Origin of the sequence: Pseudohalioglobus lutimaris (genome assembly GCF_002866825.1) — a bacterium.
Classification (GTDB): domain Bacteria; phylum Pseudomonadota; class Gammaproteobacteria; order Pseudomonadales; family Halieaceae; genus Halioglobus; species Halioglobus lutimaris.
This window is the reverse complement of sequence record NZ_PKUS01000053.1, coordinates 1-13,234: the sequence shown is the minus strand read 5'-3', so window position 1 is coordinate 13,234 and position 13,234 is coordinate 1. Positions and strand designations below refer to the sequence as shown.

The following is a 13,234-nucleotide window of genomic DNA, read 5'->3' as shown; positions in this document are numbered from 1 at the left end:
AAATGGCCAACCCTATCAAAACCCGTGTCGCAGACCTGCGAGAACATGAGCTGTTCTATCCCCGGGAGCTGAGTTGGCTGTCTTTTAACGCCAGGGTCTTGCAGGAAGCGGCTGACCAGACTGTGCCTGTCATTGAGCGCCTGCGTTACCTGGGGATTTTCTCGAATAATTCTGATGAATTTTTCCGTGTGCGCGTAGCGGAAGTACGCAGGCTGATTTCGGTCTCCAGTGGCTCGAACAAGCAACACTTCAAGGATCTGCTGTCGGCGATACTGAAAGGCGTCGTTAACCTGCAGAAAGAATTTGATCGGATCTACATACAAATCATGGAGGAACTCGCCAAGCGCAAGATATACCTGATCAACGAGCGCCAGCTCGATGAAGGGCAGGCGGCTTTTGTGCAGGCGTACTTTACCGCCACAGTCCTGCCTGAACTGGAACCTATTTTGCTGCGCGAAGACAGGGTTACGCCAACGCTTAATGATGAGTCTCTGTACCTGGCCGTGGAAATCCGCTCCGGTGAGAGTTACGACCACGCCGTGGTCGAGGTGCCAACCGACAGACTTGATCGCTTTATTGAGATACCGCGGCGTAAGGGCAAGGGCGGCAAGGTTTTCATCGTTCTGGACAATATTATTCGTCATTGCCTGCCGCAGATGTTCCGCGGAGCCATCCCCGTCGATGAAGCCCAGGCCTACTGTTTCAAGTTTTCCCGCGATGCGGAACTGGAAATTGACACCGGTATTACCCAGAGCCTGATCGACAAGATGACCACAAGCCTCAAACAACGGCGCAAGGCTGAAGCCGTGCGTATGGTGTATGACGAAAAGATGCCGCAGCGTTTACTGGAATACATCAGCGCGCGCTTTGGTTTTGGCAAGTACGACAGCCTGATTGCCGGTGGGCGCTACCACAACTCCAAGGATTTCATGGGCTTTCCCAACGTCGGCCCAAAGTACCTGGAGTTCAAGCCGCTGCCGCCGATACGCATCCCGAGGCTGGATACGTCGGCGAGTATCTTCGATGCGATACGGGAAAAGGATGTATTTCTCTACTACCCGTATCACCCCTTCGACTACGTCGTTGACCTGCTGAAAACCGCGGCGCTGGACCCTGATGTCACTGATATCAAGATCTGCCTGTACCGCGTTGCCAAGAATTCCCGCGTCATTGATGCACTGGTCAATGCCGTGGACAACGGCAAGCGAGTACTGGCGGTGGTGGAGCTGGCAGCACGGTTCGACGAACAGGCCAATATTGATTGGGCCCAGCGTCTTACCGACTCTGGTATTAACGTTATATTCGGCATTCCCGGCTTGAAGGTTCATTCCAAGCTTATCCTGATCGAGCGAAAGGAGGGCTCCACGCGGCGCTACTACAGCCATATTGGCACGGGCAACTTCAACGAAAAGACCGCGCGTGTTTACACGGACTTCACGTTGATGACCTATGACCAGAACGTGGGCAAAGACGTGTTCAGCGTGTTCGACTTTCTGCAGTACACCTATAGGCGTCCGGACTATCGAGTGTTGCTGGTATCTCCCCACAGCAGTCGACCCGGCCTGATGGAGCTGATTGAAAAAGAAATCAGTAATGCCCGTGCTGGTTACCGCGCTGAGATGACGCTCAAATGCAACAACCTTGTAGACCGCAGCCTGGTCAAGAAACTATATGAAGCCAGTGACGCCGGCGTACAGGTTCATTTGATCGTGCGCGGCATGTGCTCGCTTATGCCCGGCATTGAGGGGCTCTCGGAAAACATCCAGGCGATAAGTATTGTCGACCGCTACCTGGAGCACCCGCGTGCCTACGTATTCTATAACCGTGGTAGTCCCCGCTACCTGATTGGTTCAGCGGACCTGATGACGCGCAATCTGGACTTTCGGGTGGAAGTGCTGGTGCCGGTATTCGACAGGGATGCACAGGAGCTGATACAGAATGTGATCGACCAGCAGTGGCACGATAACGTCAAGGCGCGGGTGCTGGACGAGGACCAGGACAACGCCTATGTCCCGGTCAAGAAAAAAGCGGCGAAAATACGCTCCCAAGAGAGTATTCATCGCTACCTCAGCACCGGTAAGCTGCCGCGCTATCCCAAGTCTCGAATGAATGTGCCGGCAAAACGCCGCCGGAATCGCTCCTTGTTGGAGTCGACGAAGAAAGCCTAGAACATCCCTGTGCTGGCGCGAGCGCTCAGCGGGCCCGGTTCCGCTGCCATCGCCAGCCAGCGAATGGTGGTGTAACTGCGTTTCTGTGACTGACCGCCGCATCCGGTCACCGCAAAGCTTGTCCTCATCTGGTTTTTTGTCGCACTTCGGGGCACACTGCTGCCTCGTTTAACACCACGGAGAAATCAATGGCCGGTAGCAGTCTGCTTTTACTGATTGATGATATAGCGGCCGTGCTTGACGACGTCTCGCTGATGACCAAGGTTGCAGCCAAGAAGACCGCCGGGGTGCTGGGAGATGACCTCGCTGTTAATGCCCAGAAGGTCACTGGCGTGCGTGCTGAGCGCGAACTGCCCGTCGTCTGGGCCGTTGCCAGGGGTTCCTTTCTCAATAAGCTGATCCTGGTGCCATTGGCGCTGCTCGCATCGCTGTTTGCGCCATGGTTGATCACCCCGGCGCTCCTGGCCGGTGGCGTTTATCTCTGCTTTGAAGGTGCTGAGAAGCTGGCGCACAAATTCCTCCACGGACGCGAGGAAGAAGCTGAGCGCGCCGAGTTGGTCGAGAAACTTGCAGACCCGGCAGTAGACCTGGTGGCAGTGGAGCGCAGCAAGATCAGGGGCGCCGTGCGTACGGATTTTATTCTCTCTGCGGAGATCATCGTGCTTACCCTGGGTATCGTGGCCGAAGCTGATTTTGTCACCCAGGTGGGGGTATTGGCAGGGATCGCGATAGTGATGACCGTCGGTGTTTATGGACTGGTGGCGGGTATCGTCAAACTGGACGACGTCGGCCTGCACTTCTACCAGACAGAGGGGGAGGGTGCCTGGTCGCGCTTCCTGCGCTGGTTTGGCCAGGGCCTGATCAGCTTTGCTCCATGGTTGATGAAGGCACTGGGTGTGATCGGAACGGTGGCCATGTTCATGGTGGGCGGCGGCATCCTGCTGCACAACATTCACCCACTGGGCGCAGCGGTAGAGCACTTTGCCCATGGGCTCTCACCTGTGCTGGCCGCTATCACGCCAACCCTGGCCGGCCTCGCCGTGGGGCTTGCTGCCGGTGCGCTGGTGGTTGTGGCGGTGGAATCAATGAAGAAACTGCGCGCTGCTCCAGGCGCCTGATGGCGCCCGTACCAACGTGCGGCGGTGTTCGGACACGCTGTGTAAGCCGGGCCTGGTAGCTCTGACTCAGAGCCCGGGATTCGAAGTCCTGGTCACCGGTCTGGTGAGGCGCTACCCCGGTGTGCGCTGCAGGCCATGAACATGCTACTTCAGTAGTGATCCAAGAATACCGCGAAACAGTTTTCTGCCGGCCGCTGAGCCGAGGCTGCGGGCGGCGCTTTTCAGGAACGCTTCACCAACGCTCTGCCGATTGCTGCTGCGCGTGCTCTTTTTGCCCTGGGCCTGTTCCGCTCGTTTCGCCAGTTCGGCCTCTTCCTGCTGTTTCAATGCGGTTTGGGTGCGTTCCGAAAGTATTTCGTGGGCGGAGCGCCTGTCCACGGTTTGACCGTAGAGGCGCATGTTCGGGTCGCGATCGAGCAGTGTCTTGCGTTCTACGACAGTGGCCTTACCCATGCGCGACTGCGGCGGACGCACCAGTACCCGTTGCACCGGGGCGGGCACACCCTTGTCTTGTAAGGTAGAGACCAGCGCCTCGCCCACGCCCAGCTCGGTGATCGCGGTGACCGTGTCCAGCTTGGGGTTCTTGCGAAATGACTGCGCCGCTACCTTCACCGCCTTTTGTTCTTTGGGCGTATAGGCACGCAGTGCGTGTTGAATGCGGTTGCCGAGCTGCCCCAGTACGCTGTCGGGGATATCGCTGGGGCTCTGGCTGATAAAGTACACGCCGACTCCCTTGGAGCGAATCAGACGCACGACCTGTTCGATTTTTTCCAGCAGTGGCTTGGGTGAATCCTTGAACAGCAGGTGCGCCTCGTCAAAGAAAAATACCAGCACTGGCTTTTCCGGGTCGCCAAGCTCCGGCAGCGACTCAAACAGTTCCGAGAGCAGCCAGAGCAGGAAAGTGGAGTAGACCCGTGGGCTCATGATCAGTTTGTCAGCGGCGAGGATATTGATCAGACCACGACCGTCGCGCGCTGTCTGCATAAAATCCTCCAGTTGCAGCGCCGGCTCGCCGAAGAACTTTCTTCCGCCTTCCCGCTCCAGCATCAACAGTCGCCTGAGGATGGCATTGACCGATGACTTGGATACGCCATACCCGGTACCGAGATTGTGGGTATTGGCTGCGAGATACTCCAGGGAGGTGCGCAGGTCCTTCAGGTCTAGCAATAGAACGCTTTCCTGGTCGGCAAACTCGAATACCAGCGTCATCACGCTTTCTTGCGTTTCGTTCAAGCCGAGCAGGCGGGAGAGTAGCTGGGGGCCCATCTCGGAAACCGTGGAACGTACGGGCGTGCCCTTCTGCCCGAACAAGTCCCAGAATGCCACCGGGTAGGCGCAGGCGTGATAGTCGGTAATGCCGATTGCCTGCACCCGCTCGTCGACCTTGGGATGCGCTTTGCCCGCCTGGCTCATGCCAGAGAGGTCGCCCTTCACGTCGGCCATGAACACTGGCACGCCGAGGTCAGAGAATCCTTCGGCCAGGCATTGCAGGGTCACGGTTTTACCTGTGCCAGTTGCGCCGGCCACCAGACCGTGCCGATTCGCAAATTTTGGATCGAGGAAGACCTGGCCGTCTTCGCTGCCGCCGATCAGTATACTCATATAGGGATATCCGGGTTCCGTTAGCCGAGAAGGTGAGGGTATATTTATCCGTGACGGCTTGCCAGTCTTTCCCGGCCTGCTAGATTGTTAAGTTCACAAGGAGAAGTTCTATGCGTTGGCAAGACCGGAGACGAAGCGAGAATATTGAGGACCGCAGGGGGGAGAGTCCGGGCTACTCCTCAGCGGCTGCTGCGCCACTGCTGTTGCGCTTCCTACCCGCAATGATTCGCAGCAAGACCGGACGCACGCTGCTGATTGTCGGTGTGCTGGTTATTTTTGGCGGACGCATGCTGGGTGTGGATGTGCTTGGTCTGTTCCTGGGTGGCGGTGCTTCGGTGGTCCCGGCTGGGCAGCAGCAGTTCTCTGCTGAAGAGCAGAGGGAAGCAGAGTTCGTGTCCGTGGTGTTGGCGGAGACCGAGGATACCTGGCACCGCCTGTTTCGCGAACAGGGTAGGACGTACCAGGAGCCAACACTGGTGCTGTTTTCGGGGCGTGTTAGCTCGGCCTGCGGCATGGCGACCGCCGCGGTGGGGCCATTCTATTGCCCCGGTGACCGTCAGCTGTACATCGACTTGTCTTTCTTCCGTGATCTGAGTCAGCGCCACGGCGCGCCGGGTGATTTTGCCCAGGCCTATGTCGTCGCACACGAAGTGGGCCACCATGTGCAGACCCTGCTGGGGATAAGTCAGCAGGTCCGCGAGGCGGGGCAGGGGCGCAGCAAGGCCCAGGTCAACGCGCTTTCAGTGCGACAGGAATTGCAGGCAGACTGCTTTGCGGGGCTCTGGGGGCATTCGGCGAATGAAACGCAGCAGATACTTGAACCCGGCGATCTGGAGGAGGCATTGCGAGCCGCTACCGCCATCGGTGATGATCGCCTGCAACGCGAGGCCGGGCAGCGTGTCGTACCGGATAGTTTTACCCATGGCAGCTCCGAGCAACGTGTGCGCTGGTTCCGGCGCGGTTTCGAGACGGGTAAGCTGGAGGACTGCGATACCTTTTCCGCCAGCCAGATTTAGCCCGCTCCTACCACCATTACCTGGCCACTGGCCAGGGCCAGGGCGGCATCGAGCTCGCCTGGGGCGACGGGTTCCAGGCAGCCGCGCGGAATCAGCATGAGATCGTAAGGTGAGCGCCTGATCAACAGCAGGATATTGTCGCTGGTCAGCTCAAGGTCGGTGCGCACAACCAGTCTGTGACCTTGCAGGGGCAGGGCGGCCAACTCGGTGATGCTCACATCACCGCCGGCCACAGCATGCACCTGGCCGACCAGACCCGCACGGAGCAGGGACGCCGCGATGGTCATCACTCTTTGACCCTGCTCTCGCGAGGGCAATACCAGGCCCAGGCGTTCAATGGCGAAGCGGGTCCTGTGCCGGGCCTGTCGGGGGTGCTGCCGCTGGTGCCTGGGGGGGAAGAAGATGTCCTGTCCGCCGTTGCGCTCCAGCGCACAGTGCAGGCGATGTCCGCTGGCCTCTTCAAAGCTCAGTTCCACCTCATTACTCCCGGCAAGTTCCAGCAGCAGTTGGCGGGTGCCAGCATTAATTCGGTGGCAGCGCTGGGAAAGATGGTCGCGTAACAGGCTGCGTTCCCTTGCACCACTGAGCGTGATCTCGGTGGTAAAGGGCAGGTCGGCCACCTGCTGCAATTGCAGGTCCTCCAGCATCAACCCGAGCACGCCGCGTTCCAGCGAACGGGCGATGCGCATCACGTTTTCCAGTTTGTCTCGACCTATCTGGTGCAGATCTATCGGTAGCAGGATGTGGCCATCATTTGTCATCTTGACGTCCATCCTTGTCACTGAAGCTGCGCGCCAGGTCCTGCAATTCCTCAACCCTGGCCCCTACTGCGGCATCAACGCTTTCCACAGTGCACCCGGTAAGTAACTCCAGGGCGCCGTCAATGTACTCCACGGGGTAGATGTGGAACTCCCCGGCCTCAACGGCATCGCGCACGTCCCGGCGCAGCATGAGATGCACCTGGTTTGCGGCAGGTATTATCACCCCCTGCGCACCTGTAAGGCCCCTTGCCTTGCAGATGTCGAAGAAGCCCTCAATTTTCTCGTTTACACCGCCTATGGCCTGCACCTGGCCGTGTTGGTTCAGCGAGCCCGTTACCGCCAGGTCCTGGCGCAGCGGGATATCCGCGATGGCGGAGATCAGCACTGCAAGTTCGGCCACAGAGGCGCTGTCTCCGTCCACACCGCCGTAGCTCTGCTCAAACGTCAGGCTGGCAGCGAGAGGTAGAGGGCGGTTACGAGCATAGCGATTGCCCAGCAAGCTGCTGATGATCATGACCGCCTTGGAGTGGATGTGCCCGCCCAGGTCGACCTCGCGTTCGATATCCAGAACTTTACCCTGGCCAAGTCGGGCGGTGGCGGAGATGCGCGTGGGCCGACCGAAGGCATACTCCCCCAGCAGGTATACGGCAAGACCATTGACCTGGCCTGTCGCCCGGCCATCTGTGGAGACCAGCATGACGTCGCGCAGAATACCTTCGTGGGACTTCTCGCGGAACTGGTCCAGCCTGTGAATGGCGGCCTCGATGGCCTCGTCGACCACCTCGGCCGTGATGCAATCAAGGTGCTGCTTTCGAGCGCGAAAGTCGCTCTCGGTCAACAGGTCTTCGAGGCGACCCTGATGCAGACTGAGCTTCTCGCTGTCTTCCATACTGCGCGCGGCGTGTTCGATGGTTCTCGCCACCGCAGCTGCATCCATCGGTAGCAGTGTATGCTCTTCCAACAACGTGCGAATCAGCCTGGCGAAGAGCAGGGTGGACTCGCGTGACCGCGGGACTTCTTCAGACATGTCCGCGGCCACCTTGAACAGGCTGGCAAACTCGGGATCATATTGCTGGAGAATGTAATAGATATAGCGATCCCCTATCACCACTACCTTGGTTTTAAGGGGAATGGATGCGGGCTCCAGTTGCACGGTGCTTACAAAGCTGAATATCTGCTCCAGGGACTGGATGCGAATTTCTCCCGCCTTTAACGCCTGCTTCAGGGTTGTCCATGCGTAGGGGCTGGTCAGTAGTTTCTCTGCCTCCAGGATCAGGTAGCCGCCGTTTGCCTTGTGCAGGGCGCCTGGTTTGATCAGGTTGAAATCCGTGACCAGGGTGCCCATATGTGAGGCGTATTCCACCCTCCCAATCAGGTTGGAAAAGCCTGGAGAGTCTTCGTGGACTACCGGTGCCGCCGGTAGCTCGCCGTTGTCGACGAGCACGTTGACGTTGTACTGGGGGAATTCCTTCACCCGGTGCTTCAGATTGTCCGGTATGGCTGAGTCTTCCTGCATCTGCGCAAATGACTCAGCCTCGTCCATCATGTTGGCGTGGACCGCATCGAGGTAGTTCATGACCGACGGAAAGGGCTGGTAGCGATTTTTCAGTTCCTCCAGTACCGGGTCCAGGGCGAGTCTGCTGAACTCCTGATTCAGCTCTCGAAACGCGTTGCGGCTCTCTTTCTTCCAGCCGGGCAGCTGGCGCACGATGGCTTTGAGCTCATCCTTCAATGTCTCAATGACTTGCAGTGCGCTCTCTTTCTCGTCGGCGGGTAGTGCCTCAAAGTCCTGCGGTGTAATGATTTCACCATCTTTCATCGGGGCCAGGCTATAGCCACCCGGCGTCTGGATCATGGCGATTTGCTGCGCCTTCGCTTTTTCTGCCAATTTCTGGAACGCGTCCTGCTCACGACTCTGGTAAGTCTCGCTCAGCTCCTGTACCCGTGACTGGTACTCGTCGCTCTGGAATGTCGCGGGGAAGATTCCCAACAAGTCTTCCACGGCCTGGGCCATGTCGCTGCGCAGTTGCTCTGCCTTGCCCGGGGGAAGCTGCAGTGCGATGGGCTTGTCCGGGGCGTCGAAATTGTTGACGTAACACCAGTCGGCAACGGCACCCTGGGGTGCAGCGTTGTTCTCATCCAGCAGGCTCTGCAACAGGCTGCGTTTACCCATGCCACTGCTGCCCAGGACGAAGATGTTGTAGCCCTCGTGCGGAATGGCCAGGCCGAATTCCAGCGCGTCCACGGCGCGCTCCTGGCCGAGGTGGCGTCCCAGCGGCTCAAGTTCGGCGGTACTTTTAAATGGCAGCCATTCAGCTTCGCAGACCCTGTACAGATCAGCGGCTGGGATGGAGGCGGGGGGCTCGATGGGGGTAAGTGCTGATTGCTCCGGCATGTCGTTCCTCTGAGTGCAGTGGCTGCAGGAAAAGAATAGTCCAGTGTGGGCGGGTCCATACCTGTTCCAGATCAAATTCACTGTAAGTCGTCCGCAGGAACCTGTCGTCTTTTCGATCAGGTTCGAAAGTGTACATGTGGCCCGTCGTTGGTCGTCGCAGCAGAATTAGCACATCAACCCTCGGGAGAGTTCTCATGACAGCCATTGAATACCGTATTACCCGCAGGCTTCTGCAACCGCAGCAATCGGCCGACGCCCAGGCGACAACTCAGTTCGCGGAACGCCTGATCGCTATCCTGGGTGCCGTGGGCGGGCTGCTGCTTTGTGGCAGCCTGTTTCCTGAATTGGTGATTGCTGCCCTCGCGGGGAGCCTGGTGTGGGCGTTAGCCGGAAACTGAGGCCTGCCTGGGCGCAGGCGTAGTTCCTGTTGCGGGGGCCGTTGCCCGCGCGGGTTCGTCTTTAAAAATCATATAAAGATAGATAATACAGTAAGTTATAATATAAATTTAAAGTCTATTATACGTTGCTTTTGCGCAGTGATGGTAGGCGGCTACTGTCTCACGGTGTAGCATAAAGTGGTCTCAGCCACTTCGGTCAGTCACCATGGACAACCCCGTTATAAACCTGTCCCTGGGGCAGTTGGCCCTGGCGTTTGTGCCTGTGGCGATAACGCTCTTGATACTGGTAAGTTGGTCCTACGGTTCCCGGCATGCCCTGTACGCATTGGCCCGGATGTTAGTACAACTGATGGCTATTGGTTACGTACTGGCATGGGTATTTGGTGCAGACAATGGGCTGCTGATTCTTCTGGTGCTGGGGATTATGCTCTGCGCAGCCGCCTGGATTGCAGTGGGGACAGTGCCCGGTCATCGCCGTGAACTCCTGCTGGGGTCCTTTGGCGCCATCTTTTTAGGCGGCGGCCTCACCCTGGCTCTCATTACCCAATTAGTGCTGCGGGTCGATCCCTGGTACCTGCCGCGGTATGTGATTCCTCTCGCGGGGATGGTGTTTGCCAACGCCATGACTGCGGTGAGCCTGGCTGCGGAGCGGCTTTTTGCTGAGCTGGACCACGGCGACGGTTGGGCAGAGGCGCGCCTGAAGGCTTACCAGGCGGCGATGATTCCGGTAACAAATTCGCTGCTGGCTGTTGGCCTTGTCTCCCTGCCGGGTATGATGACCGGGCAGATTCTGTCCGGGGTGTCGCCACTCATTGCCTCTCGTTATCAGATCATGGTGATGTGCATGATTTTTGCCTCAGCGGGGATTTCGACGGCGCTCTTCCTCAGTTTTTGCCGACGTCGCGTGCAGGACGCCAGACTGGTGGCGGCTGCAGAGGCGAACCCGTAGCCAGGACACAAAAATAATGCTGATAAAAACGTTTTCGTCGCTCCAGTTGCTCAGGCTTCTTTCGGTGCAGCTCTTGCTGTTGTACCTTGCCGCCTGTGCAAACTTGACGGAGGAGCCGGAGTTGGCGGTGCAAAGCGCCGAGGCCTTGCAGGCGCACATTCTGTCCGGCGACGTGGTCGATGATCGCGGCAGGTTCAGGGAGGTATTCTGCTCGGTGTTGGAAGCGCGAGGCACGGATCTCCCGGACTACCGCTCCTGCGACGCGGCCTTGCGCTCGATTGGCCCGGAGCAGGGCGCGACCGGCATGCCGGTTTATCTAGGCGACACCCGCGCAGACTTTCTGGTGCTGCTGGTGCCTGGCCTTGGGTGGAACTGCTTTGAGGAATGGTTGAGCCCGGCTTTCGTCGGTTTGGCCAATGCTGCCAAATATGGCTACGACGTGCGCCGGGTGGAAGTCGATGGCCTGTCTAGCAGTGCCAGTAATGCAGCGATGATCAATGACTACGTGGCATCGCTTCCGCAGGAGGATCGCCACAAGAAGTTGATCCTGGCCGGCTATTCCAAGGGGGCCCCGGATATACTGCAGGCCCTGGTCAGCTACCCGGAACTGGCGGAGAAAACTGTTGCGGTGCTGGCGCTTGCCGGTGCGGTCAAGGGCTCACCGCTGGCCGAGGACGCCACACAGGCGCAGGCCAATATGCTGTCCATGGTGCCTGGCTCGCGCTGTGAAAAAGAGGATGGCGACAATGCCGCGGTGAGCAGTCTCGTCCCCGCAGTGCGCGAGCAGTGGTTGCGCGACAACCCGCTTCCTGCGCACATTCGCTACTACAGTGCAGTCGCTTTCCCTGAGCCCGATAGAGTGTCCTGGGCCTTGCAGAAAAGTTACCTGTTATTGGGGCAGAGCGACAGTCGTAACGATACCCAGCTTATAGTTTTTGACCAGATCATTCCGCAATCAACCGTATTTGCCCTGCTCAATGCCGACCACTGGGCTGTAGCCGTGCCCATAGCGCGCAATCATCCGGTAGCCGGGAGCACCATCTTGAATCATAATGACTACCCGCGAGAGGCATTTCTGGAAGCGGTGCTGCGTTACCTCGAAGAGGCACTGCACTAGCTTCTCAGGAAATGGGGCACAGACGAAAGCAGTCGTTTGTGGCAGGCGCAACAAGAATGCGGTAACCAGGATCAGTATCACTATTTTGCAACCAGTTTCACCATTAGTGCAGCCAGAATGCCCTGCTGGAGCGGGTAGTGCGGTTAATTCACGTATGCTGCGTCCGCTTTTTCTATTGCTGTTGCTGCTCGTCGGCTGTGCAAGCAAACCTTACCAGGCAAAAAACCTTGTTGCAGCCGACTTCCTGCAGCGCGCCCAGGTGCAGGAACAGGGTGAGTTAGCCGTCAGTGTGGCGGTGCCCACCGCCCAGGAAACACTCGCGCTCACCGGTATTGATCTTTATGCGCAGGGTATTCAGCCAGTCTGGTTGAATGTAACCAATCGCAGCGACAGCGGCGCCCGCCTGACGACCTGGAGTATCGACCGCGACTATTACGCACCTATCGAAGTCGCCTACATGAATCGCAAAGGCTTCAGTAGCGAGGGTTATAAGAATTTGCAGCGCTGGTTCCATGACAACGCCATGCCCAGGAAGATTCCGCCGGGCGAGTCACGCAGCGGACTGGTTTTCACTCAGGAGCGGCCTGGTAGTAAAGGTATTAACCTGACGCTGATCCACCGCCAGACGGCGGCCAACTTTACGTTCTTTATTCCCATGCCCGGGTTTGTCGCGGATTTCATGCAGGTCGATTTCGCCAACCTCTATTCGCCTGAGCAGCAACGTGAACTGACACTGAAGGAACTTCGTCAGGTTCTCGAAGAGGAACTCCCCTGTTGTGCGACTGACGAAAGCGGCGAGAAAGAGGGTGTCCCTTTAAACGCCGTGCTGGTCGGCAGCGGTCAGGCCGTGCGTCGGGCCATGCTGCGTGGCGGTTGGCTGGAGACACCAGCGGATGCGAGCGTCGCCACGCGTGCGCGGCAGCATATGTATCATGGGCGTCGTCCGGACGCGATTTTTTCACAGCTGCGCCCTGACGGTCTCGAGCGGATCGTGCTGCAGTTATGGATGACCCCCTGGCGTGTGCAGGGTGAGCCTGCCTGGGCCGGTTTCGTGTACTACTTTCTTGACGACGACTCGCCGTTGAGTTGGTTTGATGCCGAGATCGCCAGGGATATGGACTTTTTTCGCCACTTCACCCGGGAAAGCCTGATTGCTGACGTTGATAGCGCCCAGCGCTTTCTTTACCAGAATCTCTGGTACAACGGTTCGCTGGAGAAAATCGGCACAGTGAAGGGTGTCGGCAAGGTATCAATTGATGCACCGCGCAAGGGGTTCACCGGCGGCACCTACTTTACAGAAGGGTACCGGTTGGTCGCTTTTTTGTCGGAGGAGCTGAATGCGCTGGACGAGGTGGTCTACCTGACCGACCCGGTCGGGCTATACCCGGGAGGAGAGCCCGGTGAGCTGTTCCGGGGGCGACAGGTGCCGCCGCCCAATGACCGGATCCAGATCCAGCACAGCGGTCCCCTGAAAGTGTCCACCGGGGTGCCCTCCCGGGAAGAGGCCCGCGATATTTTCAACGTGGACCTGTATCGAAGAAACATCCAGCCGGTGTGGGTGGAGGTGGAGAACAACGGTGATTCCGCGCTAAACCTTACACCCATGGGGATAGACAAGGCGTATTTTTCACCGCGGGAAGCCGCGAATCGCAGTCGCAACAATCCACTGGAGGCTGTAGCCCAGCAATATGAACAGACGGGTCACAAGAC

The 13,234-nt window shown here is 58.3% G+C and carries 10 protein-coding genes; 7 read left to right on the top strand and 3 right to left on the bottom strand.

Translation table 11 applies throughout. The annotated features are described in order from the left end of the window. Positions 1–2: 2 nt before the first annotated feature. Together ppk1 and C0039_RS20525 are read left to right on the top strand one after the other, a co-directional pair. Complete coding sequence (ppk1, locus tag C0039_RS20530; RefSeq protein WP_101519160.1) at positions 3–2,168, top strand: polyphosphate kinase 1; 2,166 nt, start codon at positions 3–5, stop codon at positions 2,166–2,168. A gap of 188 nt (positions 2,169–2,356) precedes the next feature. Further along, complete coding sequence (locus tag C0039_RS20525) at positions 2,357–3,286, top strand: DUF808 domain-containing protein (protein ID WP_101519159.1); 930 nt, start codon at positions 2,357–2,359, stop codon at positions 3,284–3,286. A 144-nt stretch (positions 3,287–3,430) separates the two neighbouring features. Here C0039_RS20525 and C0039_RS20520 read toward each other — a convergent pair whose 3' ends face one another. Then, positions 3,431–4,888 carry a helicase HerA-like domain-containing protein gene (locus C0039_RS20520; protein WP_076001087.1) on the bottom strand — a complete coding sequence of 486 codons (1,458 nt, stop codon included), beginning with the start codon at positions 4,886–4,888 and terminating at the stop codon, positions 3,431–3,433. Between the two features lie 110 nt (positions 4,889–4,998). Between C0039_RS20520 and ypfJ the strand changes: the two genes are divergently transcribed. Further along, a complete protein-coding gene (ypfJ, locus tag C0039_RS20515) occupies positions 4,999–5,904 on the top strand; it encodes a KPN_02809 family neutral zinc metallopeptidase (protein ID WP_076001088.1) in 906 nt (301 codons plus the stop codon). On the opposite strand, the gene C0039_RS20510 is transcribed toward ypfJ, so the two are convergent. Then, positions 5,901–6,665: a hypothetical protein gene (locus C0039_RS20510; protein WP_133126065.1), complete on the bottom strand. Its 765-nt coding sequence runs from the start codon at positions 6,663–6,665 to the stop codon at positions 5,901–5,903. The genes ypfJ and C0039_RS20510 overlap by 4 nt on opposite strands. Further along, positions 6,655–9,060: a Lon protease family protein gene (locus C0039_RS20505; RefSeq protein ID WP_076001090.1), complete on the bottom strand. Its 2,406-nt coding sequence runs from the start codon at positions 9,058–9,060 to the stop codon at positions 6,655–6,657. The genes C0039_RS20510 and C0039_RS20505 overlap by 11 nt, the downstream gene beginning before the upstream one ends. A gap of 194 nt (positions 9,061–9,254) precedes the next feature. On the opposite strand from C0039_RS20505, the gene C0039_RS20500 reads away from it, so the two are divergent. From C0039_RS20500 to C0039_RS20485, 4 genes are all read left to right on the top strand, one after another. Beyond that, the gene (locus tag C0039_RS20500; protein WP_076001091.1) at positions 9,255–9,458 is read left to right on the top strand and encodes a hypothetical protein; all 204 of its coding nucleotides are present in this window, start codon (positions 9,255–9,257) and stop codon (positions 9,456–9,458) included. Positions 9,459–9,663: 205 nt separating this feature from the next. Continuing rightward, positions 9,664–10,407 carry an ABC transporter permease gene (locus C0039_RS20495; RefSeq protein WP_076001092.1) on the top strand — a complete coding sequence of 248 codons (744 nt, stop codon included), beginning with the start codon at positions 9,664–9,666 and terminating at the stop codon, positions 10,405–10,407. 16 nt (positions 10,408–10,423) lie between these two features. Continuing rightward, positions 10,424–11,524 (top strand): hypothetical protein, encoded by a 1,101-nt coding sequence (locus tag C0039_RS21270; protein ID WP_207796503.1) that lies wholly within the window; start codon positions 10,424–10,426, stop codon positions 11,522–11,524. A 154-nt stretch (positions 11,525–11,678) separates the two neighbouring features. Beyond that, positions 11,679–13,234, top strand: a 1,556-nt coding sequence (locus C0039_RS20485) for an LssY C-terminal domain-containing protein (RefSeq protein WP_207796502.1), incomplete at its 3' end; no start/stop codon positions are given.